We start from the raw sequence: 23,780 nt of genomic DNA, 5'->3' as shown, positions 1-23,780 counted from the left end.
TATGAAAAGAAAAATGTTTGTATGTAGTTTAGTGTTAGGTTTTTTAATAGCTACCTTTACCCCTCAAGCTATTGAGGCAAAAGAAGTAATTGATAAGGGCAACCCTAGTACAATTAAAGAAATTATTAAAAATACTGAACCTGAGCCTGAAAACGGAGAAATAGTGCAAGAAGCTAGCAAGAAGAGAAACTGGGTAAAATACGGGAGTTCGTACAGTGGGAATAATACTGCTAAAAAACTGACTGTAGGGTCACTTGCTATAACAATAGGTGCTATAACTAAAGTTCCTACGGCAGCTAAATGGATAACAAATATAGCAAATTTATTTTATCAGACGGGTTCAAAAAAAGTTTATTATAGCGCTCAAGCCTATAAAGATAAGAAAAGCCCCAAACTAAGACCTACATATAAGGTAAACTATACTTTTTATTCTAATAAAGCACATACTAAGAAAATAGGTAATAAATCGGTGATTCGTAGTTCAACTTAATTATTAAAATCATGATATAAGGTGTGTACGAAGAACCTTAGCGCTCATCAAAATTCCACATCGGAGGTCGCCATGTTCTGCGGATATTGGTTGGCGTGACTGTTGCTGACGGGTAGCGCTCGAAACCGCCATACATAATGATCATTATAAGAGTCCTAGTATACCAATAAGTATATGTGGGGCTCTTTAAACCACCCACACATATCACTGGGTGGTTATTTTTTTATTTACATACAAGAACAAATGATCTGTTATATTCGTGAGGTGCAGATATAAAAGTAATAAATTCAGACTCACCAGATGAATATAAATATGAAGCTGATTATCGTAAAACACCTAGAGTGTATCTTAATACACGTATACCACAAGGTCGGGGTATGGTTAAGTGGCAAGCGGTTAAAACACTGCTCGAACAATATAAACAACTAGAACTATACATACAAGACCTAAGTAAGATTGATAAACTGTCATTAAGCCACCACCAATTGAATTACGTTATTTTGTAGATGAATATATTAAAACTAAAGAAGTTACATTCATAAAGTAGATGTTCACACACAAACACTACATTTATATGAAGAAATTGGATTTGAATAAAGTCATTTGAAAGATATTGTGGAGATAAAATAAAAAGGACACATAAGAGTTCCCTTGAAGATTAATGTTCATAATCACTTGGATCATATTCATATCCATATTTTTCTGCATCAGCTTTTCTGATTTCTTCTCTTTCAGATTCGCTAGCATTCATCCACTCATCTTGTCCATTAACCCAATCTTCATGTGCTTTTTGTTCACTAGGCGTACGTTCTACTCCGTTATTGTCATAATCATAAGTTTGTTCTGAATCATCTTCGGGGGAGTAATTTTCATCTAACATGCCAGCATCCCCATTAGGAATACCAGTAAACCCATGTTCTTTAGCTACTTTTGCGCTAGTTTCCATCTTCTCTTGTTCAGTAGGTTCTTGTTGTGTAGGTGTTTGTTCCTGTGATTGAATAAGTTGTTGTTCCTCGTTGTTTATTTGTTCCTGTGTTTGTGTAGTTGCATCTTGTGTTGCTACTTGTTCTTCAGGTTTAACTTTTATGTCATCAGTTTTTTTATCATCATTAGACTTCTTATCATCTTTCTTAGTCTCTTCATTTGATGATTTTGTTTCCTTCTTGTCATCAGAGTTACTTTCTTCACTGCTACCACATGCTGCTAATGCTAGAAAACTAGCTAATAATAAAAATAAGACTTTTTTCATGTATACATCCCCCTTGAAAAATAAATTTATAACTTAATTGTACTACACTTAAATGGTAAAAGTGATAACAAAAAGTTATAGTCAAATAATTTATGTGTCTGAATACTTATCACATGGAAAAATTTGAAATTTCATTTTAGTTATAGATAAAATAGTTTGTTGAACAGGAAAATAGCTATACATAAATAAATTCTAGATACATCATTAAGAGGATATAGTTATTCGAATGTATATTATATATTGAGTTAAAGTGCACAAAATTAAGTTATTTCTTCAATTAGACGAATAGGTACTGAGTTTTAATTTTTGAGCGATTAGCAATTATAATGTTACACAGGTAATATGTTTTATGTAACTTAAGGTTAAAGTGAGAGTAATGTTTGCTCAACTTGTATATGTTAGAATATTCAGTGAATAAGAAAATGGGGGGAAGTCAATGGAGTATGCTGAGTATAAATGGGTTAGACAAAATAGGGAGATTTTATTAGAACAATGCAGTAATTTAAATGAATATGAAGTTTCTAAAGAATTTGACTTTGGCTTTCAAAGTATTAAAAAGTCATTAGTTCATATAGCTGGATGTTACCATGCATGGTTAGGTTCATTCGTTCTTGAGAAAACTAAAAGGCCACTATTTACAAATGAAGAAATCACAACGTTAGATATAAATGATATAAAGCAATACTTTTTAGAAGCGGATAAATATGTTGAAGAAATTTTGGATAGAGAAAGTAACATATTGGATAATCGTATTCATAAAAAGGCATTATGGAAGCAGGACGATCAGTTCATCGAAAAAACAATACGTCAGCTATTATTCCATTCAATTACACACGAATATCATCACAAAGGACAAATTGTTACAATGCTTCGTATGCTTGGTTATACGCCTAACAATACAGATGTATTACGTTTAAGCATTTAAGTATTTGAAATTTATAAAAAATGCGTAGTTATACTGAAATTAATATTCTGTAAAATTACGATAAAGAATAGGAGACGAATTATGGGCCTAGATGTCATTAAACATTATTTGAATAATGATAAAAACAATGGTGTATTCCTCTATATACATGATAATAACAAGAGTGGAAGTATTACTGTAAGTGAAATAGACGAAACATTATCTAATGAGAATATTCTAGTAATTATAGAGCCATTTGAAAAAGCTGTTAATTTAAATTATGTTACATTAATTGAACCATATGGAAATTAACTTCTAAAATAATAGCTAAGAGAAACAGAAAATGTAAATATAAGAAAAGCCTACGATTAAATTATCATAGGCTTTTTCTTTTGAATAAAACATCGAGAGTATATCTTATATTTATAGATCAAATAATAAATAAAAGTAAAGATATTCATTTGTATAAATATTTTATTGTTGGAAGCTAGAACTAAGTATTTTTAATTATCAACTAGTTAGTTGTAGGTGTTAATAATACTAGGTATTTCAGATAAATCTTGGATTGTTGGTATTGTATTAATTGAATTTTGATCATTGTTTGCTTTATATATCGGATACATTCCAGCTGACTTAGATGCTGTATAATCATTTTCTAAACTATCACCTATAAAAATACATTCATTTAATTTTACTCCTAATTGCTTAGCAGCTCTTTCAAAAATAACGGGGTTAGGTTTTTTAACTTTTTTTTTCAGATACTAAAATTATGTCCATATATTCTTCGATTTTAAAGATTTAATATTATTATATTGGAATGGGAATTTACCATTAGTTACGATACCTAACTTGTAATTATTTGCGGTAAGTATCTTTAAAGTTTTATATAAATTGGGATAAGGTAAACAATTTTTCCAGAAGTTAGTTGTATAGTCATTAAGAAAAACATCAGGTGTTAAGTGATTAATATTAAAATAGTCTATTAATTGTGCATAAACTTTATCTTTCCAAACGTATCCATTTTTATCTAATTCTATGAATTTATTTTTGAAAGTAATCATTTCAATATGTTTTAAGTAATTAATGAATTTGTCATACTGGTCATCAATAAAATTATTTAATGAGCTTTCTCTATCTAAAATTGTTCCATCTAAATCAAATAAAATTACTTTTATCATAAAAAGCCTCCCACTGGTTTAAGAATATTTAATAAATTAAATCAATGTTACTATATAATTAAAGTGCAAAGTATCTTGGATATTCAACTATTGAAATGCAGTATACTATTCATGAGGATATTACAAAATAATAAATGTACTTTAGTTAAGTCAAGAAAGTTCAATAATTTAGTAATAGGATTTCAATTAATTTTCGTTTATGAAGGGAGCTCTATGAGAACTTTTTAATTGTAGTAATATCTCTAATTTTAATGTTTAGTATTTCATACGTTATCTTCAATTATTTAGATAATCCACTAGGCGGTATATTGGTAGGAATCTCAAATGGAATAATTATTGTTGCAGCAATACATTTAAAAGATAAGCTTTTAAAATAAATATTCATTATTAAATAAACCACCCAATTATGTATATGGGCGGTTTGTTAATTATAGTCTATGGAAGAAATCCATGTATTAATTATTAGTTGTTGATTCTCTAAAATTAAAATATTATGGTCAAAATTATTAAAGTTTTAAATTTTAAAAATTGCCATTTGAATTGTTAGTAAAGAGAATCTATAACTAAAGAAACTACTATTAGCAATTCAATAGTGCATTTCTTTCAATATTGTCACATGTGAGTGATATTTTGTAAGGATTTTCGAACGATTCAATCATAATGAAATGTTAGTATTGAATTAAAATTTAGGAGGTTTAAATAATGAAAATAATTTTTAAGATATTTATATTTATAGTGGTAATAATTTTGGCATTATTCTTTTGGAAGCTATATGCTGAATCACATACAGATAGTAAAAACGTTAGAAATCTTGCTAATTTAAATCCTTTAATTACAAGTGAAAAATATTATATACAGACTAATGAGCCTAGAAGTGTAAAAGATTCTGGTAAAGGTACTAAACAATATGAATATACAAATAAAGCATATGATAAGGACGGTAATGAAAAAGAGATTACTTACACAGCTATTAAAAAATTAAAGACCAATCATTATTTAGAATTAGATTATAAAGTTGGAGAAGTTAAAGGCTATACTGAAGTGAAAGAAAAAGATATACCTAGGAAAGCAAAAATTAAACTATAATGTCTAAACCTCATCATTATTGGTGAGGTTTTTAACATTTTTGTATGTTAATGATTTTGATTAGAAGCGTGAAATGATGGTTATGTAACGAAAAACTAGGTATTCATTTCATAAAAAGGATACGTGCTGGATTTTTCACTTATCAATTGTAAATATAAGTATGGATAGGATATTTCTGTCTAAAGAAATTATATAAGTATTTGCTAGAATTACATAAAAAAATCACTGCCTTGTTTATGGCAGTGATTAATATGCTATCTCTCATAAGTTAAATAATTGATAGTATCGTTATGCTTCAAGTGTTTTAAATTATTTATTGTTGTCTAATGCATCAGCAAGTTCTTCCAATTTAACTTTGACTTCTTTAAGTGTGTGACTATCTGCAAAAGTAAAACTAAATTGTTTCCCTTTTGCTGTTTCTGCCACAATAGTAACAAGTTCGCTAAAAACATCGTGTTCTATACTATAATTTAATATTTTCATATTAACTCCCTTAAGTTTGATTTCCCGTTTTTGCTAAATGTAATAAGTTAGTTATTGTTGTTCAATTTGTCTTTCTCTTTGAAGTAATTCAGAAGTAACTTTGTTAGGTGGCATATCTTTGTGTACTGAATGAGAAAATAAGACACCTGACATCGTCTTTACAATGTAAGTATAATTTTCGTGATCATAACTAAAATCTACAATCTCCATAAATATGCTCCTTTAAATAAAATTTTAAGGATCTTTCGAATTTCCTTAATTTTGTGCTAATAAATTTTTATATACCCCCAAATGCTAAAATTTATTAATAACACTCATATGGATTATTCTGCATACATACGTAAAATAATTATATTAGTTAATTGCACTATATATAAATAAGTTTTGTGATAACGAAATCTTATATTTTACAATATAATTACTTATAATTAAATAGAAACTAGATGTTAACTACTTAATATTTTTTGATATATCAGTCATTTGAAGTAATATTTATTAATGATGTTTCTTAACGATAATATAAAGGGTAAGTATACATAAAACAAGTGAGGGGATTTTTAAATGGAAAAGTTAAATCAAGTGATGTTATATGTGGATGATCAAGCGAAATCAGTTGAATTTTGGACCGATATTTTAGGGTTTGTTGTAGTTTCCGAAGAAGAAATGGCAGAAGGTTTTAAAGCAATAGAGGTGGCACCAAATCATAATGTTGAAACATCTATTTCAATTATTGAAAAAGAGTTTATGGAAAAATATAGTCCTGAAGTAAGTGTTACAACACCCTCTCTAATGTTCAAAGAAAAGGATCTTGATGCTTTGTATGAAAAATTAAAAGAAAAAGGGTTAACTGGTCATGACATAATTGAAATGTCAGGTACAAGGGTGTTTAATTTTCAAGATGGTCAAGGCAATTATTTCGCAGTGAGTGACTAAATAGAGTTGTACAAAGTGATAGAAAAAAGAGCACTATTTATGAAGTTTTAAAATCATAAGAAGTGCTCTTTAATTTTATGTGAAAATGTTTGTGAATGATTATTGCGTTATTTCTAATATATTTAGTCCTTCAGATTCTTTAGGTACTTCAAAAAACTGGTTTACATAATTAAACGTTTCTTGTGTGTCAAAATGAGCTCTTTCAGGATTTTCAATATTTCGCTGTTTTAACCTTTCTAAACATGTTTCGACTGATATATTTAGATAAATGAGTTTGTGGCTAACATGGATTTCTGAAGGAATATTGCTAAGCCACTTGCGTTGTTTTTGAGTGTTTCCTGGAAAATCCATAACCACATTTGTACCAACGCTTAATAAATTTTGAACGTGATTTTTAATAAAAGGTTTAATACGATTTGAATAAGTTAAGTAATCATCAAATGTCTTTATTTGTTTTGGATAAAATTGTTCAAGTATTTCATCTTCTGATAATAGTACGGCATTTTTATCTTTAGCTATTTTTTTAGCAGTTGTTGATTTACCAGCACCCATTTTACCAGTGAAAAAATATAATGTAGCAAAATATGCCATTTTGTTACCTCCGTTTATGTTTTGTGACAATAGTTTTAGTATAAAGAATTAATGAAATAAGTTATAGTGAAAATTAAAGGTACATCATAATTATAATAAACAAAGGGGCTTTGTATGTTTAAGTATATTTTAAAAATCAGTACGTTTTTAATGATGGCAACATTATACATATTTGTAATAAATCAATCTAGTAATGCTTCAGCTGCTACAAATGCAACACAACAAGATGCAATTAATCATGTTGAAACTTTAAACGGTCAAGGTTGGGATTATGATTCGGAATATGGATGGCAATGCTTTGATCTTGTAAATGAACAGTGGGACTATTTATATGGTCATGGATTAAAGGGTGATTATGCAAAAGATATCCCAAAAGAAAATAATTTTATAGGTGAAGCGACAGTTTATGAAAATACGCCTGATTTCAAAGCAACTGCAGGCGATATTGTGGTGTTTAATGAAAATTATGGTGAAGGTGCGGGTCATACTGCGATTGTAACTAACGGCAACTATGATGGTAATTATCTTCAATTTCAGTCCTTAGACCAAAATTGGGAAGGCGGCGGTGAGGATAAAACCGAGGTTGCGCATAAGGTTGTTCATGATTATGAATCAGAATTGGTATTTATTCGACCACATTACAGTAAATAAATGAATAATTAAAAATTAATAATAAGTCAAAAACTGAAACATCATCTTCAATTTCAGTTTTTAAATACGTAAGCATTTTACTGTAAATTCTATAATTTTACAGAATGAGATGTGATTTTTATTTTGACGGGGCATTAAAATCTTATTTTTTAAATTAGATTGATGTCCCGTATTTTTTGATTCTTAACTGAATATTGTGGCGTTATTGTTGGAGTATAAAAAAACAAATTATATAGTAGTTTGTGGATTTTCTATTTAATTATGATGTTGAATATTATACAATACATTCAAAAGTATTTTTGAATGAGGTGTGTTATGCTACAAACTATTATGACAGCAATTATTTTGTACACAGCTACAGCGGTAGATTTATTAGTTATTTTATTAATATTTTTTGCTAGAGCTAATACAAAAAAAGAATATCGAGATATTTATATTGGCCAATATGTAGGTTCATTAGCATTAATTTTAATAAGTTTATTTTTAGCATTTGTATTAAACTATGTTCCTGAAAAATGGATTTTAGGATTATTAGGTATAATCCCCATTTATTTAGGGGTTCGTGTAGCTATTTCTGGTGATTGTGAAGGTGAGGAGAGAGCTAAAAGAGAATTAGATGAAAAAGGCCTAAGTAAGTTGGTTGGTATGGTTGCAATTGTTACCATAGCTAGTTGTGGCGCAGACAATGTTGGTTTATTTGTGCCATACTTTGTAACTTTAAATACAGTAGAGCTGATAACTACATTAATCATATTTATTATTTTAATTTTGGTATTAGTATTTTCAGCACAACTTTTATCAAAAATCCCAGGTATAGGTGAAGTAATTGAACGATTTAACCGTTGGATTATGGCTGTCATATACATAGGGTTAGGATTATTCATTATAATTGAAAATGAGACAATACAAACTATTTATAATTTAATTATAAATTAAGGAAGTGGAAGAGATGGCTAATGATTATATTTGTGAAGTGCAGTGTGTGCATGAACAGAAAATTGAAAACGCACAGAATTTCATTGAAGAAGCTGCACCTCAGTCGCTATTAAGTATTTTTAGCAAGATTTCTGATGAGACTAAAGTTAAAATTATACTTGGGTTATTAAAAGAAAGTGAAATGTGTGTATGTGATATATCTGTATTATTAAATATGAGTATTGCAACTACATCACATCATTTAAGATTATTATATAAAAAAGGGGTACTTGATAAATACAAAGAAGGAAAAATGTCTTATTACTTTATAAAAGATGAACAAATAAAAACATTTTTTATGGATAATTTATAATGTTAGGTAACTAATAAATTAGAAAGTACCATGAATAAGCATAAAGGAGTGTGCCAGCCAACGAATTGTTTTAATAAGTGGTCGATTCACTCCTTTATTATACAAGTTAAAAGTGTTTATTTAATTTTTCTTTCATCCACAGTATTTGATAATAGCATCAAATAACGTTGAACATTATCTGACGGTGTATCTTTAGGAAAAGCATGCGTAAATACATGACCTTTATATGTCTTGACTGTGTAACTAATGTCTATACTACCAATTTCATATTTAATAATTTTCATAATGTCCCCTTAAAATAGCTTTTAAAAATTTAGTTTGAGTATATACGTTTAAATAAAGCCACTATTTAACTATAAAACTAATATTCCTATAGAAATAGTATGTTTTGTTTAATTGTACTACATATAAACGCTTTTGCAACTATAAAGTGTACTATGTTTATATGTAGACTGATAAGGTTTAATTTTAAAGAAATCTGTTTAGACCTATGTAATGAATTGTTGTAAATGTAGCCATAAAGAAGACCACAATAATTAGAATTGTGATCTTACAAAAATTATTATTACTTATTTAATTTATCGATAACGCCATTGATTTTGTCTTTAACGTTTTCGGTTACTTCTTTAGCTTTACCAGAAGCTTTATCTTCTTTACCTTCTTTTTCTAATGCTTTATTATCCATAACATTGCCTGCTGTCTCTTTTATGTTTCCCTTAACTTGTTCAAATTTACTTTCGTCTGCCATGTTATTCACCTCAAAAATATTTTAGATGATTCTATAAATAATATATAAAATAATATAATTTAAAACAATCAAAATGTATATAACTTGCTATATTTAAAAGGGATTGCGTATGGCAGTACTAACAAATTTTATAAGATTGAGAAAAAGTGATGGTGAGCAATCATATGTTACTTTAATGGAAAATTCATTGTTCGCTGTGGAAAAGGAGATTATGAATTAAAAAGTATTCCTCCTAAGCAAGAGAGTGACAATCATTCAATATGTGCTATAAACGCATTTTTGAGTAGTAAAACTGTATAAGATGTATTATTGAGAAATATTAGATATTATCTAAATAAATTATGATTTTATGCATCTAGTATTTTTTGAATTTCAGAATATTTTTGTGCGTTTAATGTACCTAAAGGGCTTTGTTCAATTTCAAAAATTAGAAAATCATCAGTTGCATTAAAAGATGTTTTGATGCTTTCACAGATTGTGTTTTTGTCTAAGTCGCTTTGCAAAAACCACAAACCACTATAAATATATAGTGCATTACCTAAAGAGTTTAATTGTGCAGGTAATTTTTCATATCCGTATGAAATGGAATTTAAATTATAAGATAATATATATTTTGACATTTATATCACGCTCCCATACAAGCATATCATTAACTGTAATTTAAAAGTTGTAGGAGCCTAGTATTAACTATATTTTTAGTTTTTATACCTCTACCTGTAATTTCAACAATATAGATGTTGTTCTGGTTTGTAAAAATGAAATTAAGGTAATAATATCTATACAGATAATAGCAATATATTTCATTAAAAATAGGTTCTCCAATTAAAATATATTTTTAGTAGGAGAGTTAAAAAGGATACATTACAATGAGTGGACAATATCAAATCGAGCAGTTATGGAAACAACATAAATATGAGGTTTTATGGCACGATCAAAATAAATATAAAATGATTAGAGAACAGTTGAAATATGATCCAACGATAGAAGAAATTGAAACTTTAATTAATGAAGCACTAAGTACTACACCAAGTACTGGGTCAATAATTAACGCATATGATCATATGTGGGGTTATTTTAAAAGAAAGTGTAGTTCATCAGAAAAAAGTTTACATAACTATTTAAAAGAAGCATTTAAAAAAGAAGAAGTTGATGAAATATATCTATTACAATTTTTAAAAAGCATGGCAAATTATTATGATGTAAACTACATTAAAAATTCAACAATAATACAAAAATTAAACTGACGTAATGTACAGGTTATAGTTAAGTTTTTGTCATCCAAAAGATGAAGCATAGAGAATCTAGGAAGTTATATTTTTATAGTATTCAATAGTTTCTAAATAGGCTAGTTAAATTTTCAACTTAACAATTTATATAATAAAGGTTTGTCAATATTATCAGTTAAATCAATAAAATGATTTGATTGCCACCTTTGGGTTTTAATTGCAGTTTGATTTAATTTGTGTTCCCAAGTTGGATAAAGTCTCATTGCCATTTTTCCTTTTTTTGCTCCGTTAGCTATAATATTCTGTTTAGCTAACACGTCTCTTGGAAATATAAATAACCCTTTGTGACTGCCATCAATTACTGTAATAATTAATTTGTCACATGATTCATTATATGTAAAAGGCCTGTTTTTATTATTGTTATCTTTAGTCCAAAATACTACAAAATAGCCTGGTTTATTTGGTGTTTTTTTAGCAATTCTACTTCTGAAATTTTGATTGTTAGCTTGAAAAGTGCAACTCTCATACGCCTCGTTAAAAAATTCTGTTTCCTAATTTTTAAGATTAATAGTATTCGCAGATTTAAATATGGAGCTTATAAAGTCTATTGATTTATACATAATGTACCTTCTTCATTGAGTTTTGATTATTTTGAGTATACCAAATTCATTACTGTATAACTATTTTCAGGAGTGAAATTCAATTAATATTTACAATAAACAAGAAAGTCATTACGTAAAAAGATAAGTGTAAATTGATACAATAAGGGTAGACATAATGGCGAGTATAAGAATTTATAAATCAAGGGGTGAACAAGATGCATTATATTAAATATTTAAATTCATTAGATAATACGAAATTGTATACTAAAATTAATGATGCTCCAGGAGCGAAGGCAAACATTATTATAGTACATGGATTAGCCGAACATTTAGATCGTTACGATATTTTAACGGCATATTTAAATGAAAATAACTTTAATGTCATAAGATACGACCAAAGAGGACATGGTAGGTCTGGAGGCGCACAAACTTATTACAGTAATATGTATGAAATTGTAGAAGGTTTAACAGCTATAATTGAATACGTAAAAACTACTTTCGAAGGGAAAGTATATCTAATTGGACATAGCATGGGCGGTTATACAGTAACTTTATTTGAAACGATTTATCCTGGTACTGTAGATGGTGTAGTTACATCGGGTGCATTAACAAGGTATAATAATAAGTTATTTGGTAATCCTGATCCAAGCATTTCATCAGACACTTATATTAAAAATGAATTAGGGGATGGTGTATGTTCTGATACTGAAGTTATTAGAAAATATCAAATTGACCAATTAAACGCCAAACAGATATCTATGGGTCTGATTCGTACATTATTAGATGGCATCACATATTTGAAAAATAACGCGGAGCGCTTTACTAACAATATATTGATATTACATGGTAAAGAAGATGGATTAGTAAGTTACCATGATTCACTACAATTGTACCAAGAAATAGAATCTGAACATAAATCTATTCATATTTATGATAGATTACAACATGAGATATTTAATGAACCGTCTTATAATTTAAGTATTTTCAAAGAAATTGTTGATTGGCTAGATAATGAAATACGTATTTCTAAAATTTAAAAAGTATCCTTACAATAAAAGTGTTTAACCAAACTAAGCAAGCATCGTCATGTTTGTTATGAAAAAAATAAAGATTTACAATTGGTTAAGGAAAAATGGTTGAAAGGAAAGATAATAATGAAGATAAAAACATTACACATGCAATATGAAGAAAGTTTTGAAGAATTTGATGAACGTGTTAACGAATTCTTACAATATGTAGATGAGAAGCAACACTGGGAATTAGTGAGTGTCACACCATCTGTAACAAATAGTATTGAAGGCGTTGATTACTTTATTACGATTGTCTATAAAAAATAAATAGTTAAAAAATTGTAATGATATGAATTTAAGTGTAATTGATAGATATAGTTACTTTTAGTAATTAGAGCCTGTTATTAAAGTTGTTTGATAATATCACTTACATGATGAAAGGCTATGACATTTGCTATGTCATAGCCTTATTAACAATTTATTGTCCCTTAATTTATATTACATTCCGTTTAATGCAATTATGAAGTAAATGTTTCTCCTGAAACATTAAAATAGTCTGCTAGCATTGCTGCATCTTTTTCTGAAATTGTGCGATAGCCATTTTCCCAGTCCCATATTTGGCAATTTCTGATATCTGTCCCATAGCCATGATTCAAATTAATAGCTAGTTTGGATATACTTAAATTAGATTTCTCGCGTAATTCGTTAAGAATTTTCACAATCGTTCACTCCTATAAATAGATAATACGAATACCACTTTCAATTGTAATATATGGGTACTATTATTACAAAATTTATGTTTTTTTATTTAAGTAAATTAAATAAAAAATTGTATGTTTACATGTATTTTTATCTTGGTATAGAAATGTGTAAATTAAATAGTTAATTGTAGCGATGTGTCAAAATTATCTGGTTTGGGAATATGTATAAAATAAATAAATTAAGAAGAAGGAGATTTATAATGAAAATAATTGCTATGAGTATTTTTGTTAATAATCAAGATGAAGCACAACAATTTTATACCGAAAAATTAGGATTTAAATTAAAGCATAATATTGAAATGGGGGGCGGATTTAGATGGTTAACAGTTACTGAAGATAATTCCAATAACCCAGTTGAAATCGTTTTGGAACCTAATGAAAGTCCGATAGCCAAAAACTATCAAGACGGTTTATATGAAGCGGGTATACCAGTAACCATGTTTGGTGTAGATAACTTGGAGAAAGAACATGAAGTATTGTTAAATAAAGGAGTCAAATTTCATACAAGACCTAAAGAGGTTGAAGGTGTGAAATATGCTATATTTGATGATACATGTGGTAATTTAATTCAAATTGTTGAACAATAAAATATAAACTTTTAATTAAAGTCATCATGAAAAGTGCAAATAATCTTATGCTATATGATTTCAGCCCGAATAAGAATTAAATATATTGTTTGTTATTAGATGGATTAATTTTGTCGACAGTGCTAGATTTATGCTATGTGCGCTCGTTTTAAGAGGATGGGATAAATCTGGTACTTTTTTATTTATTGGAGGAATATAGGATGGAATTAGTTGTTAAGCACACAAAAGAAATGTCGAATATAGAATTGGTTAAAGTTTTCCAAACTAGAATCAATGTATTCATAGTTGAGCAAAATTGTACGTATCAAGAAGTAGATGAATTTGATTTAAATACTTTACATGTAATGCTTAAAAACGGAGAAGAAATCGTTGCATATAGTCGTATTATAGAACATCCGTCTTATATTACTTTTGGTAGAGTGCTAGTAGTAGAAAAATATAGAAAATCTAATTATGGTAGAAAAATTGTGAAAGCAACGTTAAATAAGATTAAAGAAAGCTATAAGCAAACGCAGGTTCGAATATCTGGTCAAGCATACCTTAAAGCATTTTACGAGTCATTTGGCTTTGAAAGTGTCTCAGATGTTTACTTAGAAGACAATATTCCTCATATAACCTTTCAAATGTATTTAGATCGTTAATAACCTGATAATATAAAATGAAAATGCGTGAAGTCGAAATCTAAAACAATGTTTAGGTTTCATATTCACGCATTTCGTATGTGTTAATACGCTCAAAATTATATATTCGAAACATATTATTAAGTGTTTATCTCAGTATATAATTACTGTTAATGAATTTTTAACTTATGCAGGTGTTGATTGTTTAATTGCCCCTTTCTTTAAACATGCACCTAATAAGTTTCTACACTATACATTTTGTAGTAGTTTATAAAATGTAGTTGTTTATTTTTTCATTTTATCAATATCTTGAGACACTAGTGTTAATAGTTCTTCAGTTTCTTGGTCAGTTAATTCATCAGAACCTTTAATTCTTATAACTGATCCTTTGTCAGTCTTTACATGATAGACTGGTTCATCGTCCTTATAAACTTTACGTAGTACTTCCATTTCATCACCCTTTTTATTGAAACATTTCTATTTAATCTACTACCTAACTAAATAAAAATGCGTTGTAAATTATTACTACGAATAACGCTTATTTAATCACTCATTTCATTTAATGCTTTATATATAGGATAACTTTTTATTAATTTGTTTTCCAACAGTATGATTGAATTCATTTAATTTTTTTCTTAAACAGCAAATTATATATTATTAAAGAGATGGAAATGAATGTATATCAATAATAAATAAATCTAAGAAATTTAATATTAATTTAGTTATTTATGTTTTTATTAAATTACTATGGGGTAGATATTAATAAGCACAAGAAGTCCTCCAAACTCTAGTGTGGATTATATTTTCGAGATTTGCGCCATTCTTAAGGGTGGCGCTTTTTTATGTAATTTAATATCTAAGAAATTTTGAAGTGATGCTTTAATAACATTATAAAAACTGTGAAAGCATCGTTAATGATAGTTGCTTCCACAGTTAATCTGAGTATCTTATGATATTAATTCTTTAAGAAGTGAATCGTTTATAGAAATAAAATTAGATAATGGGGGAAGTATTAGACATAAGCAGTCATTAAATGCTCGCATATGAAGTCTGTTATTTATTCAATATTACTCCTCAATTTATCATCCATTTCATTTGCTACATCAATTAGCATTTGTTTTGTTTCGGCTTTATTTAAAGAGGGATTGGCTTTAATTTTAATAATTAAACCTAGGTCAGTTTTTACATAATATAACAGATTGTCATTGTCAGTCACTTTTCTTAGTATTTGCATAAAATCACCTCAAATTTAGAAATTTCTCATGTATAGAGCGCTTAAAGGTTTAGTGAATTAATGGAATACAAAATCATTAGGAAAGAAAACTATATATCTATTTTATAGTAAAATTACACAAAATAACAATATTTGAATTGTGTTTAAAATAAGCAAAATAAAAAAACCAACAAAATCTTAAGAGTTTGTCGGCGCTTTTGAATATATTCATAATTTACTTATTGTAATTTATAAATCGTTGAGTTTAAAATTGTTCGTTTGTTCGGTCCTCATCAACACTTTCGTCTTCGTCATCGACTACAACTGTTAATAATGGTTTGATTAAAAATGCTGTGCCTAATACCCCTAATAAAACTAAAATAAATTTCTTCAAAACATCCACTCCTTAGTTTAATTTCAATATAAAACATAATGAATTCATATCCAAACGTATCAAAATATTAACTTATACGAAGATTTTAAACCAAAAGGTAATATTTTACGATTGATATCTATTATAGCAAATGTTTTAGTTGCATGATATGTAATTGTTAATAAATAAAAAACTTTTTTTATACCTACCCTGGGATGTATAGGTTTAAAGATTCTACAGAAAACTTCATTTGATTAATCTAGGTATGATTTTTATATAAAAGATCTCTCCTACTAATTCAACCAACGTTTGTGTGATAATCACAGTGGTTGTAATCGTTACCCAGCTATCTGGTAAGGAAAGGGCTAAAGGTAATACAACCAAAGCGTTTCTTGTACTTGAACTAAAGGCTAATGTTCTTAAAGTCGCAGTTTCTAATGCGAATAGTTTTCCTGATAGATATCCAATAAAAGGAGCGATAATCATAAATATGATATAGATTGGGATAACAGTAACGACGATGCTTAAATCATGAGTGATTTTATGTATTTGAGATCCAATGACTGCAAAAAGTACAAAAGACATAAAAATTTCTGGAAGCCATCCAGTAAATTTTAACGTTTTTTCAAAAGTCAAAGCATGTTTGCTAAAATATTGTAGTAATGCAGCAATCATAAAGGGAAGAACGATAAAAATGATAAATGATTGAATAAATGGTGCTAAATCTCTGAAAGAAAAGGCGTTTTCGCTATTAAAGATAACAAAGTACAAGGGCAATAAGATGATTTGTAAAATAAATAAAATAGGTGTAGAAATCAACATATATTGTGTGTTGCCTTTGCCTAGCGAGGTGAAGACAATTACATAATCAATACAGGGTGTTAACAATACGAGCATTAAACCTATCAATATAGCAGGGGAAGTAATATTGAATAACTGAATTAAACCATATACGAAGATAGGGATAAGTATGAAATTTGATAAAATGAGGGCTGTCATAAATTTGCCATTTAGCATGTTTTTGCGTAATTCAAAAAAAGGAATCTGTGAAAACATACTAAACATTAAAATTCCAATAAAGAAAGGTATGACTGATTCAAGTAATTGAGTTATATGATCTGATGTTAATCCTGTAATTATAGCAAGTAATATAACGGTAAAATATATGTAGATTTGGTAATTTTCAATTTTAGTTTTTAAATGTTGCATAGTTACCTCTCTTTAAAATATAAAAATAAATCCTCGAATATAATACTAACAATCATTATATAGAATTTTAATGATTGTTAGTTAAATTGCTATTAATTTATTATTTTTGCTTATCTTGAACGCTAACTTTGTTTTCTACTTTTTCATTAGTTGAATTATCAACACTTAATAATAGTGCACGGACGACTAATACACCAGATACGAGTAACAATAAATTTCTGAAGAATTTCATTCAAATCACTCACCCATCTTATATTAGATAAAATAAATAACTCATGCTATAAATATTATACCCGTTAATTACGTTAATAAGTGAAAATATAAATCTAATACTTCACTTTGATTTATGTTCATCACACCGTATTTTAAATATCTTTAATTATTAAGTGTTTCTTTGATTCGTCGATTTCAATGAGTAACGATTTGCTGTTATTTTCTACTTTATAATTTGTAACAGCTCCTTGTTCGATATCAAAAGATACCTGGCTTAAAATACCCATGGCGTAGTCGTTTATAGGGCTAACTATTGAAATGGACGTTTCATCCTCTTGTATAACAAACTGTTTTTGACTTTGATTAATAACTGTCCATTGTGGCAAGTAAGTTAAATTCAAAATGGTGCCTCCTTTTTAATTTTTATCGAGTTAAATCGACATTAATTTCATTATAAATCATAAAACTATAACACTATAACACTACATCTAATATATTTAATCAAATTTCCATTAAAGTACAAAATACAGGGAATAAGAATTAAGTAAACAATGTTTTTATAGAGGTGAACCTATGAACATAGTTATTATTGTAATATTAAGTCTTATTTTCGCATTTTTAGCAACAATGCCGTTTTTATTTATTAATACTAGATTACATGAAAATAAAAATTATGCCAAAGATGAAATACGTCATGAAAAGAAACGTACTTTCCAGCGTTTTATTTATTATTTTGTTTTAGCAATAGTAATATTAGTCATTTACACTTTTCTTCAAGATTAAAAGGTGAAGTTTAAAAAATAAATAGAAAACGTAGCTTGATTTTAGTAAAAAAAGAACAGGACAATAATCAAAATTGATTTCTGCCTTGTTCCTCATTTTAAACAATATGGATTTATTTTCTGAAATGACCAATAGACCTGTGTTTAGTATTTTGCGCCGGTTAATTTGTGTTAAGAAATAATATAGGTTGTTTGCCGATGTATAGTTTTATAAATGCTTCTAATAACTAAACTTAAAATTTATTTTTTAACTAAATATTAATGAGAATAGTATACCAACAACACCAAAAACAATAAGCATGACTGTAACACCTAGTAAAGATTCTTTAGCTTGTTGTGACCCTCTTACTTTGTATACGATAAGTGCGCCTATACCACAAATTAAGAAAATTACCGATAACCAAAAAACGACCATGAAATGTAGATTCAAAATACTACACCTCCTTTTTATGTGTATGCACTTATGAAACTGTTAAATTTGTGCAAAATTTATATGAATCTTAAAAAATTTAACTGTAGTTACATTTAATCTTATAGCATTATCATCTTATCACTAATTTACAATCTCATATAGGATGAATTTTAAAGTTTCACTTATTTAAAGAATGGATAATAAATAATAGGCTTTAATTATTTAAAGTATGAAAAGAGGAATAACAATGGAAGAATATAACAGTAACTTTACACAGATTGAACAAAAGATAGAAACATTAAAGTCGAAAAGTGTTAGTGATTTTGTTGAGTTATATAATCAAGTAGAAAATGATATGGTTGAACAAAAAAACATGATTCGCGAAGAATTAATGCCCAAAAATAAACAAGAAGATGAGAGAATTAGAGAAATCGCTGACAAAATTCATTTGCATATCCAAACTGGACTTGAAACTTATAAAAGTATAGATGACATGCTTAATTATTTAGAGCCGGCTTTTCAAAGAGGCAAAGTAGATAAAACTTATGGCCGTGCATTGGTACTCTTAGAAGAAAATACAATAATTGAACAAATTAAACACAAGTTTAAAGATGATAAGGATAACGTACAATTGATAATTTTAGTTTTAGACAAGTTTATCGAATTAAGCATTGAAATTATGCCTAATAGTTATTCAAATATTTTGGAGTTAGAACAAACATATTTCAAAGTATATTATGATAATATGTAATATTATTTAATTTATTAAATAGTTTGATGTATAATGAAGTCAATATAAATGAAGTAAGGAGACGAAAATATGAATGAAGTAAATAAAGTTATTTACATTGTTTTAGCTGTTTTTTTAGGTAGCTTTGGAATTCATAAATTTTATGCTAGAAAAACAGGAATGGGCTTATTATTCTTGGTCTTTTGTTGGACCGGAATTCCACAAATATTAGCTATTATAGGTGCAATATTAACATTATTTAAACCAGCAGATCAAAATGGTAACGTGTTAGTATAAGCACAATTAAGAAGTATATGCATGTGAGCTGTAAAGTAATCTATCGTTTTAGATTACTTTACAGCTCTTTTTGTTTGAATGGTAATGTATATATTCATAGCGAGTAGTTTTGGTAAGCCATAAAATAGTACAAAAAGAAAATATTAATTAAAAAAATATTTGTATTAATTCATTTATACATACAGAAAAATTGGATAGTTGAAGCAACAGTTAAATTATATAAAGGGAATAGTGATTAGAAATTTTATTACTTTTTGCAATGTTATAGTTAGTTCATTTATTTTATTAGACACGTTGAAAAGGTAGGGGGGTTATACGGTTACATAATATAAATGCCCCTACCTTTAGTTGAAATTATGGAATTAACATTAAAATTAAAAAAACTTTGTAAATTTTACAATTCAAATTAAATATTGTCATGGCAGTATTTAATTTGAAAACATTTAAATTTATAAATGTATCGTGATAGACAAAACATTATTATTTGTTATGATTAAACAAACGCTCACATATCGAAAAGACTGTAACGATTAAAATATAGATAATCGAGGTAATGCTTATGACATTTTATGATTTTGTAATCGGTTTTATAGAAGATGATACACCGCTCGGGCAACTTGCGCATAATATTATAGGCGACAAAAATTTTCCGAAAAATGAAACAAGTTTTATTGCATTAAATTCGTATTTCTATAGTAATTATTTTGATCATGAAGTTTTAGCTTCTGCAAAACGAGCATTAAGTTTATATCGAAATAATATAGAGTTAGCTAACTAATACGTTAATTGTCATAATACCAATTTTGTTTTTCTAAAGCAGCTTTTATATCTGTTGTTTTAAAATTAATCTCGTTGTTTCTAATAGAAAAAGGTTCAATGATATTTTGTGCCATCCAAGAATTAATGAGTTCCTTTGGCAATCCATCTAATTCCATGTCACTTTTGCTTAGTACAAAGCATTCCCAATCAAGTGAAACTTTAGAAGGATTGATATAATTACATTCATTAATTTGATTCATAAAAACACTCCTCAATATTGTAAATCCGACGTTAACTTTTACCCATGTAAAACATAAATCAAACGGTTTGCATAATATAAATTTATTTCTTCTAAAGTATTTTATTTGTTATCTAAGTTTGTAATAGAATATTATATTTTAAAAAGTTGCAATGGGATATACAGGATAAACGAACATGAATATAGAATGACAAAAATTGCGCTCTTCCATAATGATACTATTACCAAAAATGGGGCTATGTCATCTATCTTTTTTAGATAGGTAACATAGCCCTCATGTTATAATTTATTTTAAAAATTTAATATATTGTTACCACGGTATAATTCCTAAAATACACGCCACAAGTATCATGAATAAACTAGATCCTACTGCCCATTTTATAACGATTCTTTGATTTTGTCCGTATTCTATATCAAGCATGCCGACTAGTAAATAACCAGCAGCATATAAAGGACTGAGCACATGTAATGGTTGGCCTAATACGGATGCTCTTGCCATATCAACTTTTGAAATACCAAATTGTTGTGCAGACTCGGCAAGAATAGGTAGCACACCGTAATAAAATGGATCGTTTGCCATGAAGTATGTAAATGGTCCACTTAATATGGCGGTTATTAATGCAAAGTGATCCCCCATAGCATCAGGAATGATGTTAACTAAGGTATTTGCCATTTCGTTAACCATTTTAGTACCGTTCATTACGCCTGTAAAAACACCCGAGGCAAATACTAAACTGATAACTGATAGAACGTCTCCTGCATGTTTTTTTACCACTGAATTTTGAATACTAAGATTTGGATAATTTAATAAAATCGCTACTCCAAACCAAAGCATGAACATTACTGGTATGGGTAATATACCAATTACCAAACAGACAATAAGTGAAATTGTAAGTATTGCGTTTGGTATAAGCATCTTGGGTCTTTTTAACAATGAGTCTTCAGTTGAAACTTCTGGTTTAATGTCATTTAAATCTATATCCGTGTAAGAAGTAATATGTTTTTTGGCACGCTTTCCTAGTATGAATGCAACACCGAAAGCAAAAACAATACCTGCCACCATTGCAGGTATGATAGGAATAAATACCTCTTCAGTTGTTACCTGCAATGAGGAAATAGCTCGTGCTGTCGGTCCGCCCCAAGGTAACATATTCATAACGCCAATGGACAATAATGCGAGTGTTGATAGTGTATACAAGCTCATACCAATTTTCTTATAAAGTGGCATCATTGCAGTAACTGTGATGATAAATGTAGTCGTGCCATCTCCATCTAATGCTACCATTGAAGCTAAGATTACAGTACCAAATGCAATTTTAACTGGATCCCCTTTGACCACTTTAATGATTTGGTTGATTACAGGCTCAAATAAACCTGCATCTATCATGACACCGAAGTAGAGAATAGCGAATGTAAGCATAATCCCAGTCGGTGCAACTGTTTCTATTCCTTCGAGCATAAATTTACCTAATCCAGCATAGAAGCCGCCAAGCAAAGCGAAAATAGTTGGTAAAACAATTAAAGCTGTTAATGCAGACATCTTGCGTGTCATGATTAATATCATAAAAATAATAATCATGATAAAACCTAATAGTGCTAAATTCATAGTGTTCTCCCCCTTATTTTTTATATTATAGCGTTTTCAGAAAATTTGTAAAATTAAAAATGTGTAAATTTATATTTATCACATTAACAAACTATAAAAAGCTTTATGATTACAAACAAAGTAATCATAAAGCTTTTATAAATAAATAGGGATATTTATTAGTATTATAAAAAACCAATTACAAAAGGTTTCCATAATGGATAGCTTAATAAAATAAATGAAAAGACGGAGACACATAATGCAAATAAATTCACAATACGGTCGCCACGTATTGCTGCATAAATATTAATTAATATAACGCCTAAGATAAATAGTCCACCTGCTAATATTGGCAGGTTACCCTCTAAAACTTTATTCACTACTAATAGTGGGGTAGCAAGTGTAATTAATGACAAGAACAGTGATAGTAACGTTGTAGCATATTTCAAAATGTTCAGCCCTCTCTTAAATAATAAGGTGAATAGAATATTTATTAATAAAATAGCACTTAACAAAAATAATATTTGTTTAGCAATATAATTGCAAGTCATTTTTAAGATTAGTGAATCAGTTTCATATTAATTAAGCACTTTGAAATAAAACACAATTTATCACCTTGCATTTAAAATTAAATATGAATTAGAAGCAGTTAGTTACCCAATGTCAACAATTTAGCAATTACTGCTATTAAGCAAATAAGTCACTGTCATTACCGTCGAAACGATAAATAAGCCAGTGTTCATCTACATAATAATCATCGTATTTTCTAGCATGCTGTTCTAGCACAAGTGTTTCAAAATTTAAGTTACTAAAAAAAACTTTACCACTAATGTTATTTGAAATAAGTGAAGTCATCAATATTTCAATTTCTTTTTCGTTACAAATTTCAAATATCTGGCGCATAAGCATTTTTGAAATTTGTTCTTTAGAATTTTGATCTACATCTTTAATGCACATATTTTCTAAGGTTGCTTTATGAGACAAGCTATAGGTTTGATGATGAATTAGTGTAACAGCGCCAAGAAGTATATCCTGTTCAAAAGCACCAAGAACGATACAATCTGTTGAGTCTGTGGATAGTACCTTTTGTAAATCTGTATCATTTAAGCATTTCTCATTTTGTAATTTCCAGGCTAATACTTCGAGTTCTTTATTAATGCCTTGCAGTAACAAGGATTTATAAATAGAAAAATCTTCAGTTGTTAAATAGCGAATTTGCGTCATTCAATGCCTCCTAACCTCTGCAAAGTATTTTTTATAATGGATGAATAGTTCTCGTTTACCAATTTAATTATAATATTAAAGGAAATAATTTATTTGAGCAATACCATCTTTAATTTTTTGCAAAAATATGTGGACATTTTCAATTCAGTATGTAAAAGAATGAATTTTTATAAACTTTAAAATTCATCTTAATATATATTTTAAGTAAATAATAGAGATATGATAATTATGGTATAATATAGTAAGACGCATAAATGTGAATGGAGGCATAAATTGTGGGAGCTTTAATAACTATTATAGTTTCACTGGTAGTGCTA

36 protein-coding genes and 2 pseudogenes are annotated in these 23,780 nt (G+C 28.2%); 17 read left to right on the top strand and 21 right to left on the bottom strand.

The genetic code is table 11. The annotated features are described in order from the left end of the window. The first annotated feature begins 1 nt into the window (after position 1). Positions 2 to 490: a hypothetical protein gene (locus D9V42_RS05325; RefSeq protein ID WP_122063576.1), complete on the top strand. Its 489-nt coding sequence runs from the start codon at positions 2 to 4 to the stop codon at positions 488 to 490. A gap of 658 nt (positions 491 to 1,148) precedes the next feature. Here D9V42_RS05325 and D9V42_RS05315 read toward each other — a convergent pair. After that, positions 1,149 to 1,739: a hypothetical protein gene (locus tag D9V42_RS05315; protein ID WP_122063573.1), complete on the bottom strand. Its 591-nt coding sequence runs from the start codon at positions 1,737 to 1,739 to the stop codon at positions 1,149 to 1,151. 436 nt (positions 1,740 to 2,175) lie between these two features. On the opposite strand from D9V42_RS05315, the gene D9V42_RS05310 reads away from it, so the two are divergent. Together D9V42_RS05310 and D9V42_RS05305 are read left to right on the top strand one after the other, a co-directional pair. Next, positions 2,176 to 2,664 carry a DinB family protein gene (locus D9V42_RS05310; protein WP_107555819.1) on the top strand — a complete coding sequence of 163 codons (489 nt, stop codon included), beginning with the start codon at positions 2,176 to 2,178 and terminating at the stop codon, positions 2,662 to 2,664. Positions 2,665 to 2,745: 81 nt separating this feature from the next. After that, the gene (locus D9V42_RS05305; protein ID WP_107555820.1) at positions 2,746 to 2,955 is read left to right on the top strand and encodes a hypothetical protein; all 210 of its coding nucleotides are present in this window, start codon (positions 2,746 to 2,748) and stop codon (positions 2,953 to 2,955) included. 206 nt (positions 2,956 to 3,161) lie between these two features. On the opposite strand, the pseudogene D9V42_RS05300 reads toward D9V42_RS05305, so the two are convergent. Continuing rightward, a pseudogene (locus tag D9V42_RS05300) lies at positions 3,162 to 3,821 on the bottom strand (HAD family hydrolase). Between the two features lie 702 nt (positions 3,822 to 4,523). Here D9V42_RS05300 and D9V42_RS05295 point away from each other — a divergent pair. Then, positions 4,524 to 4,907, top strand: a complete 384-nt coding sequence (locus D9V42_RS05295) for a YxeA family protein (protein WP_107556421.1) — start codon at positions 4,524 to 4,526, stop codon at positions 4,905 to 4,907. A 309-nt stretch (positions 4,908 to 5,216) separates the two neighbouring features. Here D9V42_RS05295 and D9V42_RS15270 read toward each other — a convergent pair whose 3' ends face one another. Further along, the gene (locus tag D9V42_RS15270; protein ID WP_167456087.1) at positions 5,217 to 5,390 is read right to left on the bottom strand and encodes a hypothetical protein; all 174 of its coding nucleotides are present in this window, start codon (positions 5,388 to 5,390) and stop codon (positions 5,217 to 5,219) included. A gap of 51 nt (positions 5,391 to 5,441) precedes the next feature. After that, on the bottom strand, positions 5,442 to 5,600 hold the full coding sequence (locus D9V42_RS15110) for a hypothetical protein (protein WP_158593178.1): 159 nt from the start codon (positions 5,598 to 5,600) through the stop codon (positions 5,442 to 5,444). A 351-nt stretch (positions 5,601 to 5,951) separates the two neighbouring features. On the opposite strand from D9V42_RS15110, the gene D9V42_RS05290 reads away from it, so the two are divergent. Beyond that, on the top strand, positions 5,952 to 6,323 hold the full coding sequence (locus tag D9V42_RS05290; RefSeq protein ID WP_107556400.1) for a VOC family protein: 372 nt from the start codon (positions 5,952 to 5,954) through the stop codon (positions 6,321 to 6,323). A 99-nt stretch (positions 6,324 to 6,422) separates the two neighbouring features. Here D9V42_RS05290 and D9V42_RS05285 read toward each other — a convergent pair whose 3' ends face one another. Next, the gene (locus D9V42_RS05285; protein ID WP_107556401.1) at positions 6,423 to 6,914 is read right to left on the bottom strand and encodes a P-loop nucleotide/nucleoside kinase family protein; all 492 of its coding nucleotides are present in this window, start codon (positions 6,912 to 6,914) and stop codon (positions 6,423 to 6,425) included. A gap of 114 nt (positions 6,915 to 7,028) precedes the next feature. On the opposite strand from D9V42_RS05285, the gene D9V42_RS05280 reads away from it, so the two are divergent. The 3 genes from D9V42_RS05280 to D9V42_RS05270 all read left to right on the top strand — a co-directional run bounded on the left by D9V42_RS05280 (position 7,029) and on the right by D9V42_RS05270 (position 8,853). Continuing rightward, positions 7,029 to 7,565 (top strand): CHAP domain-containing protein, encoded by a 537-nt coding sequence (locus D9V42_RS05280; RefSeq protein WP_122063571.1) that lies wholly within the window; start codon positions 7,029 to 7,031, stop codon positions 7,563 to 7,565. Positions 7,566 to 7,880: 315 nt separating this feature from the next. Then, positions 7,881 to 8,501: a CadD family cadmium resistance transporter gene (locus D9V42_RS05275; RefSeq protein WP_197715147.1), complete on the top strand. Its 621-nt coding sequence runs from the start codon at positions 7,881 to 7,883 to the stop codon at positions 8,499 to 8,501. Between the two features lie 13 nt (positions 8,502 to 8,514). Next, positions 8,515 to 8,853, top strand: a complete 339-nt coding sequence (locus D9V42_RS05270; RefSeq protein WP_107556417.1) for an ArsR/SmtB family transcription factor — start codon at positions 8,515 to 8,517, stop codon at positions 8,851 to 8,853. A 116-nt stretch (positions 8,854 to 8,969) separates the two neighbouring features. Here D9V42_RS05270 and D9V42_RS15265 read toward each other — a convergent pair whose 3' ends face one another. The 3 genes from D9V42_RS15265 to D9V42_RS05260 form a co-directional block, all read right to left on the bottom strand. Continuing rightward, entirely contained in the window at positions 8,970 to 9,137 is a 168-nt protein-coding gene (locus tag D9V42_RS15265; RefSeq protein ID WP_167456086.1) for a hypothetical protein, read from the bottom strand. A gap of 281 nt (positions 9,138 to 9,418) precedes the next feature. Next, positions 9,419 to 9,601, bottom strand: coding sequence for a CsbD family protein (locus tag D9V42_RS05265; protein WP_122063565.1), 183 nt, complete (start codon positions 9,599 to 9,601; stop codon positions 9,419 to 9,421). A gap of 347 nt (positions 9,602 to 9,948) precedes the next feature. Further along, positions 9,949 to 10,221 carry a hypothetical protein gene (locus D9V42_RS05260; RefSeq protein ID WP_107556325.1) on the bottom strand — a complete coding sequence of 91 codons (273 nt, stop codon included), beginning with the start codon at positions 10,219 to 10,221 and terminating at the stop codon, positions 9,949 to 9,951. A 246-nt stretch (positions 10,222 to 10,467) separates the two neighbouring features. Between D9V42_RS05260 and D9V42_RS05255 the strand changes: the two genes are divergently transcribed. Next, positions 10,468 to 10,845: a DUF1722 domain-containing protein gene (locus D9V42_RS05255; protein ID WP_122063562.1), complete on the top strand. Its 378-nt coding sequence runs from the start codon at positions 10,468 to 10,470 to the stop codon at positions 10,843 to 10,845. Between the two features lie 113 nt (positions 10,846 to 10,958). On the opposite strand, the pseudogene D9V42_RS05250 reads toward D9V42_RS05255, so the two are convergent. Further along, positions 10,959 to 11,351 (bottom strand): annotated as a pseudogene (locus tag D9V42_RS05250) (MepB family protein); the annotation flags it as partial. A gap of 293 nt (positions 11,352 to 11,644) precedes the next feature. Here D9V42_RS05250 and D9V42_RS05245 point away from each other — a divergent pair. Continuing rightward, positions 11,645 to 12,466: an alpha/beta hydrolase gene (locus D9V42_RS05245; protein WP_122063559.1), complete on the top strand. Its 822-nt coding sequence runs from the start codon at positions 11,645 to 11,647 to the stop codon at positions 12,464 to 12,466. Positions 12,467 to 12,583: 117 nt separating this feature from the next. After that, complete coding sequence (locus tag D9V42_RS05240) at positions 12,584 to 12,766, top strand: hypothetical protein (protein WP_107531758.1); 183 nt, start codon at positions 12,584 to 12,586, stop codon at positions 12,764 to 12,766. Between the two features lie 191 nt (positions 12,767 to 12,957). On the opposite strand, the gene D9V42_RS05235 is transcribed toward D9V42_RS05240, so the two are convergent. Beyond that, positions 12,958 to 13,158: a helix-turn-helix domain-containing protein gene (locus tag D9V42_RS05235; protein ID WP_107556321.1), complete on the bottom strand. Its 201-nt coding sequence runs from the start codon at positions 13,156 to 13,158 to the stop codon at positions 12,958 to 12,960. Positions 13,159 to 13,400: 242 nt separating this feature from the next. On the opposite strand from D9V42_RS05235, the gene D9V42_RS05230 reads away from it, so the two are divergent. Both D9V42_RS05230 and D9V42_RS05225 read left to right on the top strand, forming a co-directional pair. Further along, a complete protein-coding gene (locus tag D9V42_RS05230) occupies positions 13,401 to 13,787 on the top strand; it encodes a VOC family protein (RefSeq protein ID WP_107556320.1) in 387 nt (128 codons plus the stop codon). Positions 13,788 to 13,987: 200 nt separating this feature from the next. Next, positions 13,988 to 14,428, top strand: coding sequence for a GNAT family N-acetyltransferase (locus D9V42_RS05225; RefSeq protein ID WP_107556319.1), 441 nt, complete (start codon positions 13,988 to 13,990; stop codon positions 14,426 to 14,428). 264 nt (positions 14,429 to 14,692) lie between these two features. On the opposite strand, the gene vraX is transcribed toward D9V42_RS05225, so the two are convergent. From vraX to D9V42_RS05215, 6 genes are all read right to left on the bottom strand, one after another. Then, the gene (gene vraX, locus D9V42_RS15105; RefSeq protein ID WP_017722413.1) at positions 14,693 to 14,857 is read right to left on the bottom strand and encodes a C1q-binding complement inhibitor VraX; all 165 of its coding nucleotides are present in this window, start codon (positions 14,855 to 14,857) and stop codon (positions 14,693 to 14,695) included. 607 nt (positions 14,858 to 15,464) lie between these two features. Then, positions 15,465 to 15,641, bottom strand: coding sequence for a hypothetical protein (locus D9V42_RS15260; protein WP_167456085.1), 177 nt, complete (start codon positions 15,639 to 15,641; stop codon positions 15,465 to 15,467). A 244-nt stretch (positions 15,642 to 15,885) separates the two neighbouring features. Further along, complete coding sequence (locus tag D9V42_RS15555) at positions 15,886 to 16,014, bottom strand: hypothetical protein (protein ID WP_017722411.1); 129 nt, start codon at positions 16,012 to 16,014, stop codon at positions 15,886 to 15,888. Between the two features lie 225 nt (positions 16,015 to 16,239). Continuing rightward, entirely contained in the window at positions 16,240 to 17,202 is a 963-nt protein-coding gene (locus D9V42_RS05220; RefSeq protein WP_122063556.1) for an arsenic resistance protein, read from the bottom strand. 100 nt (positions 17,203 to 17,302) lie between these two features. Then, positions 17,303 to 17,434, bottom strand: a complete 132-nt coding sequence (locus tag D9V42_RS15550) for a hypothetical protein (RefSeq protein WP_267920591.1) — start codon at positions 17,432 to 17,434, stop codon at positions 17,303 to 17,305. Between the two features lie 133 nt (positions 17,435 to 17,567). Next, on the bottom strand, positions 17,568 to 17,816 hold the full coding sequence (locus tag D9V42_RS05215; RefSeq protein WP_107531763.1) for a hypothetical protein: 249 nt from the start codon (positions 17,814 to 17,816) through the stop codon (positions 17,568 to 17,570). 172 nt (positions 17,817 to 17,988) lie between these two features. Here D9V42_RS05215 and D9V42_RS05210 point away from each other — a divergent pair, with 172 nt between their 5' ends. After that, positions 17,989 to 18,198 carry a hypothetical protein gene (locus tag D9V42_RS05210; RefSeq protein ID WP_122063554.1) on the top strand — a complete coding sequence of 70 codons (210 nt, stop codon included), beginning with the start codon at positions 17,989 to 17,991 and terminating at the stop codon, positions 18,196 to 18,198. Between the two features lie 246 nt (positions 18,199 to 18,444). On the opposite strand, the gene tsaT is transcribed toward D9V42_RS05210, so the two are convergent. Next, on the bottom strand, positions 18,445 to 18,627 hold the full coding sequence (tsaT, locus tag D9V42_RS05205; protein WP_107556407.1) for a type II toxin-antitoxin system toxin TsaT: 183 nt from the start codon (positions 18,625 to 18,627) through the stop codon (positions 18,445 to 18,447). 229 nt (positions 18,628 to 18,856) lie between these two features. Here tsaT and D9V42_RS05200 point away from each other — a divergent pair, with 229 nt between their 5' ends. From D9V42_RS05200 to D9V42_RS05190, 3 genes are all read left to right on the top strand, one after another. Continuing rightward, positions 18,857 to 19,360, top strand: coding sequence for a hypothetical protein (locus tag D9V42_RS05200; RefSeq protein WP_107556408.1), 504 nt, complete (start codon positions 18,857 to 18,859; stop codon positions 19,358 to 19,360). Positions 19,361 to 19,429: 69 nt separating this feature from the next. Beyond that, positions 19,430 to 19,636: a TM2 domain-containing protein gene (locus tag D9V42_RS05195; RefSeq protein WP_017722404.1), complete on the top strand. Its 207-nt coding sequence runs from the start codon at positions 19,430 to 19,432 to the stop codon at positions 19,634 to 19,636. A 559-nt stretch (positions 19,637 to 20,195) separates the two neighbouring features. After that, positions 20,196 to 20,414: a YozE family protein gene (locus D9V42_RS05190; RefSeq protein ID WP_107531674.1), complete on the top strand. Its 219-nt coding sequence runs from the start codon at positions 20,196 to 20,198 to the stop codon at positions 20,412 to 20,414. A gap of 4 nt (positions 20,415 to 20,418) precedes the next feature. Here D9V42_RS05190 and D9V42_RS05185 read toward each other — a convergent pair whose 3' ends face one another. From D9V42_RS05185 to D9V42_RS05170, 4 genes are all read right to left on the bottom strand, one after another. Beyond that, positions 20,419 to 20,655 (bottom strand): hypothetical protein, encoded by a 237-nt coding sequence (locus tag D9V42_RS05185; protein WP_017722402.1) that lies wholly within the window; start codon positions 20,653 to 20,655, stop codon positions 20,419 to 20,421. Between the two features lie 309 nt (positions 20,656 to 20,964). Beyond that, entirely contained in the window at positions 20,965 to 22,260 is a 1,296-nt protein-coding gene (locus D9V42_RS05180; RefSeq protein WP_122063551.1) for a CitMHS family transporter, read from the bottom strand. A gap of 164 nt (positions 22,261 to 22,424) precedes the next feature. Then, positions 22,425 to 22,688 (bottom strand): hypothetical protein, encoded by a 264-nt coding sequence (locus D9V42_RS05175; RefSeq protein WP_122063548.1) that lies wholly within the window; start codon positions 22,686 to 22,688, stop codon positions 22,425 to 22,427. 238 nt (positions 22,689 to 22,926) lie between these two features. Continuing rightward, a complete protein-coding gene (locus tag D9V42_RS05170; protein WP_122063545.1) occupies positions 22,927 to 23,463 on the bottom strand; it encodes a GNAT family N-acetyltransferase in 537 nt (178 codons plus the stop codon). Positions 23,464 to 23,780 lie beyond the last annotated feature (317 nt).

The organism is Staphylococcus pseudoxylosus, assembly GCF_003697915.1.
Taxonomy (GTDB): domain Bacteria; phylum Bacillota; class Bacilli; order Staphylococcales; family Staphylococcaceae; genus Staphylococcus; species Staphylococcus pseudoxylosus.
This window is presented reverse-complemented; position numbering and strand designations above follow the sequence as displayed.

Excerpts from the sequence above, each read along its gene's own strand:
- D9V42_RS05325 (WP_122063576.1), top strand. The coding sequence starts at position 2 with ATGAAAAGAAAAATGTTTGTATGTAGTTTAGTGTTAGGTTTTTTAATA.
- D9V42_RS05315 (WP_122063573.1), bottom strand. The coding sequence starts at position 1,739 with ATGAAAAAAGTCTTATTTTTATTATTAGCTAGTTTTCTAGCATTAGCA.
- D9V42_RS05310 (WP_107555819.1), top strand. The coding sequence starts at position 2,176 with ATGGAGTATGCTGAGTATAAATGGGTTAGACAAAATAGGGAGATTTTA.
- D9V42_RS05305 (WP_107555820.1), top strand. The coding sequence starts at position 2,746 with ATGGGCCTAGATGTCATTAAACATTATTTGAATAATGATAAAAACAAT.
- D9V42_RS05295 (WP_107556421.1), top strand. The coding sequence starts at position 4,524 with ATGAAAATAATTTTTAAGATATTTATATTTATAGTGGTAATAATTTTG.
- D9V42_RS15270 (WP_167456087.1), bottom strand. The coding sequence starts at position 5,390 with ATGAAAATATTAAATTATAGTATAGAACACGATGTTTTTAGCGAACTT.
- D9V42_RS15110 (WP_158593178.1), bottom strand. The coding sequence starts at position 5,600 with ATGGAGATTGTAGATTTTAGTTATGATCACGAAAATTATACTTACATT.
- D9V42_RS05290 (WP_107556400.1), top strand. The coding sequence starts at position 5,952 with ATGGAAAAGTTAAATCAAGTGATGTTATATGTGGATGATCAAGCGAAA.
- D9V42_RS05285 (WP_107556401.1), bottom strand. The coding sequence starts at position 6,914 with ATGGCATATTTTGCTACATTATATTTTTTCACTGGTAAAATGGGTGCT.
- D9V42_RS05280 (WP_122063571.1), top strand. The coding sequence starts at position 7,029 with ATGTTTAAGTATATTTTAAAAATCAGTACGTTTTTAATGATGGCAACA.
- D9V42_RS05275 (WP_197715147.1), top strand. The coding sequence starts at position 7,881 with ATGCTACAAACTATTATGACAGCAATTATTTTGTACACAGCTACAGCG.
- D9V42_RS05270 (WP_107556417.1), top strand. The coding sequence starts at position 8,515 with ATGGCTAATGATTATATTTGTGAAGTGCAGTGTGTGCATGAACAGAAA.
- D9V42_RS15265 (WP_167456086.1), bottom strand. The coding sequence starts at position 9,137 with ATGAAAATTATTAAATATGAAATTGGTAGTATAGACATTAGTTACACA.
- D9V42_RS05265 (WP_122063565.1), bottom strand. The coding sequence starts at position 9,601 with ATGGCAGACGAAAGTAAATTTGAACAAGTTAAGGGAAACATAAAAGAG.
- D9V42_RS05260 (WP_107556325.1), bottom strand. The coding sequence starts at position 10,221 with ATGTCAAAATATATATTATCTTATAATTTAAATTCCATTTCATACGGA.
- D9V42_RS05255 (WP_122063562.1), top strand. The coding sequence starts at position 10,468 with ATGAGTGGACAATATCAAATCGAGCAGTTATGGAAACAACATAAATAT.
- D9V42_RS05245 (WP_122063559.1), top strand. The coding sequence starts at position 11,645 with ATGCATTATATTAAATATTTAAATTCATTAGATAATACGAAATTGTAT.
- D9V42_RS05240 (WP_107531758.1), top strand. The coding sequence starts at position 12,584 with ATGAAGATAAAAACATTACACATGCAATATGAAGAAAGTTTTGAAGAA.
- D9V42_RS05230 (WP_107556320.1), top strand. The coding sequence starts at position 13,401 with ATGAAAATAATTGCTATGAGTATTTTTGTTAATAATCAAGATGAAGCA.
- D9V42_RS05225 (WP_107556319.1), top strand. The coding sequence starts at position 13,988 with ATGGAATTAGTTGTTAAGCACACAAAAGAAATGTCGAATATAGAATTG.
- vraX (WP_017722413.1), bottom strand. The coding sequence starts at position 14,857 with ATGGAAGTACTACGTAAAGTTTATAAGGACGATGAACCAGTCTATCAT.
- D9V42_RS15260 (WP_167456085.1), bottom strand. The coding sequence starts at position 15,641 with ATGCAAATACTAAGAAAAGTGACTGACAATGACAATCTGTTATATTAT.
- D9V42_RS05220 (WP_122063556.1), bottom strand. The coding sequence starts at position 17,202 with ATGCAACATTTAAAAACTAAAATTGAAAATTACCAAATCTACATATAT.
- D9V42_RS15550 (WP_267920591.1), bottom strand. The coding sequence starts at position 17,434 with ATGAAATTCTTCAGAAATTTATTGTTACTCGTATCTGGTGTATTAGTC.
- D9V42_RS05210 (WP_122063554.1), top strand. The coding sequence starts at position 17,989 with ATGAACATAGTTATTATTGTAATATTAAGTCTTATTTTCGCATTTTTA.
- D9V42_RS05200 (WP_107556408.1), top strand. The coding sequence starts at position 18,857 with ATGGAAGAATATAACAGTAACTTTACACAGATTGAACAAAAGATAGAA.
- D9V42_RS05195 (WP_017722404.1), top strand. The coding sequence starts at position 19,430 with ATGAATGAAGTAAATAAAGTTATTTACATTGTTTTAGCTGTTTTTTTA.
- D9V42_RS05190 (WP_107531674.1), top strand. The coding sequence starts at position 20,196 with ATGACATTTTATGATTTTGTAATCGGTTTTATAGAAGATGATACACCG.
- D9V42_RS05185 (WP_017722402.1), bottom strand. The coding sequence starts at position 20,655 with ATGAATCAAATTAATGAATGTAATTATATCAATCCTTCTAAAGTTTCA.
- D9V42_RS05180 (WP_122063551.1), bottom strand. The coding sequence starts at position 22,260 with ATGAATTTAGCACTATTAGGTTTTATCATGATTATTATTTTTATGATA.
- D9V42_RS05170 (WP_122063545.1), bottom strand. The coding sequence starts at position 23,463 with ATGACGCAAATTCGCTATTTAACAACTGAAGATTTTTCTATTTATAAA.